The 1,794-nt window shown below is 57.0% G+C and carries 1 protein-coding gene; it reads left to right on the top strand.

Annotation, left to right across the window (positions count from 1 at the left end; all coding sequences use genetic code 11):
- Positions 1-756, top strand: a 756-nt coding sequence (locus I6F33_RS37790; protein ID WP_225143913.1) for an acetoacetate decarboxylase family protein, incomplete at its 5' end; no start/stop codon positions are given.
- Positions 757-1,794: the final 1,038 nt, after the last annotated feature.

Raw genomic sequence — 1,794 nt, 5'->3', positions numbered from 1 at the left:
ATTCCTCTTGATGCGCCTCTCTACCGTGGGAGCAGAGACCGTGGCAGCGCGTTTCTCGGCTGCCAAGCCATAAACCTTGTATTCAGCGTGGGGAGCGAGGTGTCCTCTCTACTACCGAAGGGATTAGTACCCGTAGCAAACCCTGCAATCGCCGTTGTGGGGGTCGCGAGCTATCCCTCAAGCACTGTGGGGCCGTACTTGGAGTGCTATTCAGGAATTCAAGTTCGTGATCCCGGCGGTGAGACCGGCTTTTACATTCCTTACATTTACGTGACAACGAATGATGCAGCGCTTGCCTCGGGACGAGAGGTTCTTGGTGCTCCAAAAAAGCTGGCGCACATTACTCTGATTAGAGAAGGTGGCCTAATTCAGGGTACGCTCGAGCGTCCAGCTGGCAAGCGCCTGCTGACTCTTACCGCTCAACCGGACCAGCGCATGAGCTCGAGTTCGCAACAGATGTTTTCTGCGCGGACGTATTTCTACTCGGTTCGGCATTTGCCCCCCATCAATGAGCGCGGGAAGGGCGCAGTAACGCAGCTCGTCAAATGGTGCACCGCGCGAACGTTGCGACGCGACGAGCTTGGCGATCAAGTTCAATTTACTGGACCCATCTCCCTAACTTACGACTCACCCTCGATTGTCGATCCCGTGCACAATATTGCACTTGGCGAACCCATGCTTGGCACATACGAGGAGTATGACGCCAAGCTCGAGGTCATTGATATCCTTTCGGAAACCGCAACTCCAGGCAAATAGTGATCGATAAGCTTTAGGAGTTCATCGGATCCTGAGTTCAGCCGCGGGCTCTCGGCGTGCCCATTGATGGGCCATTACAGCGACGCAAGCTAGGGTCCTAACGCACTGCATGAAACACGCAAGGGAGAAGGCTGCCGCGTGCGCCCGCCGCGGGGCGACTTCTCGGTGGCGACTCGACGGAGAACGTCCGCCTTTCATCGCCATCTAACGCCCGAGACCATCAACGCCGTCTACGCCGACGGCTATGAAAGAACCCGTTGGCTCTCCTATGCCAGCTATGCTGCGCTGGTGCCCCTCCACAGCTGCCGAGCAGCCGCGGGCACGTGCGTTGCGTCGTTCGGAACTAGCCGCTTGGTCAGTGCCATGCCAGCGGCGACCTGGTCCCCGCGCAGCGACGTGGCGACCAACGGGTGCCAGCCTCGAAGCGAAGAAGACTGCTCATGCGGCATAATCCGGCTTGCGGCATAATCAGCGAGCTCGCGGATGAAAAGCGGTGATCATCACTGCTGCAGACTGCGAATATGAACAACGTCGATCATTCGCATGATCACCACAACGCTTCAGCGTATCCCTAATGGCTGGCCCAGGACAGAAATCGAGGCGCTAATGCCAAGGAACCCACGCCGCCAGCGGCCTTTGGCTCGCGGCTTCCGAGTTCTTTCAAGGTGCGCCTGCAGCCACGGTGCGGACCGGCACATAAGCAATGCTGTCGCTGCTCCGATCGTGGCCTTATAATACAAATTGCGGGCACCAATGCCTGGACGGCCTTCCTGCTCTTACACCCGCGTCCGTTTTCAGCAAACGGCGACAATGAGCTGACCACCGGCCGCTCGAAAATGCTTTGCTCTACCGAAGGCGCATTGCCATCAGAACTGGCCGATCAGACGATCTTGGGAAAGTACTAGGCGACTGCCCCAAGCTCGTCGTCGCTTATATGATCTACACGATTCGACTGCTCAACGCTGATGTTGTTGTATCTTGAGATTATCCAACAACTTCGAGCCTTCACTGAACGATCTCGACCAAGATCGCTCTGCC

It is taken from the genome of Bradyrhizobium sp. BRP20 (assembly GCF_020194215.1).
Lineage (GTDB): Bacteria > Pseudomonadota > Alphaproteobacteria > Rhizobiales > Xanthobacteraceae > Bradyrhizobium > Bradyrhizobium yuanmingense.
The sequence above is the reverse complement of the archived record's forward strand: the minus strand, read 5'-3'. Positions and strand labels throughout refer to the sequence as shown.